The organism is Carboxydothermus islandicus, assembly GCF_001950325.1.
GTDB lineage: Bacteria > Bacillota > Z-2901 > Carboxydothermales > Carboxydothermaceae > Carboxydothermus > Carboxydothermus islandicus.
The window spans coordinates 1-241 of record NZ_BDJL01000123.1 but is presented as its reverse complement, the minus strand read 5'-3'; the positions used below and the strand labels follow the sequence as shown (position 1 = coordinate 241).

Annotated in this window: 1 pseudogene; it reads right to left on the bottom strand. The window is 41.1% G+C overall.

The features are described from left to right. Nucleotides 1-43: 43 nt before the first annotated feature. Nucleotides 44-241 (bottom strand): annotated as a pseudogene (locus ciss_RS10015) (enoyl-[acyl-carrier-protein] reductase FabK); the annotation flags it as partial.

Here is a 241-nt window from a genome sequence, read left to right as displayed (position 1 = left end):
TCCAACATACTGGGATCCTTGACCGGGGAAAACAAAAGCAGTTTTACTCATTCAATTCCCTCGCAATCCTTTTCATTATTTCTTTCGCCTCAGAAATAATTTCTTCAATAATTTCCTTAACCGGCTTTATTTCTTTTATTAAACCGGCAATTTGTCCCGCCATCAGTGAACCTTCTTCAATATCCCCTTCCTGCATGCAGCGCCTTAAACTTCCAGCACCAAGTTTTTCAAGTTCCTCGGG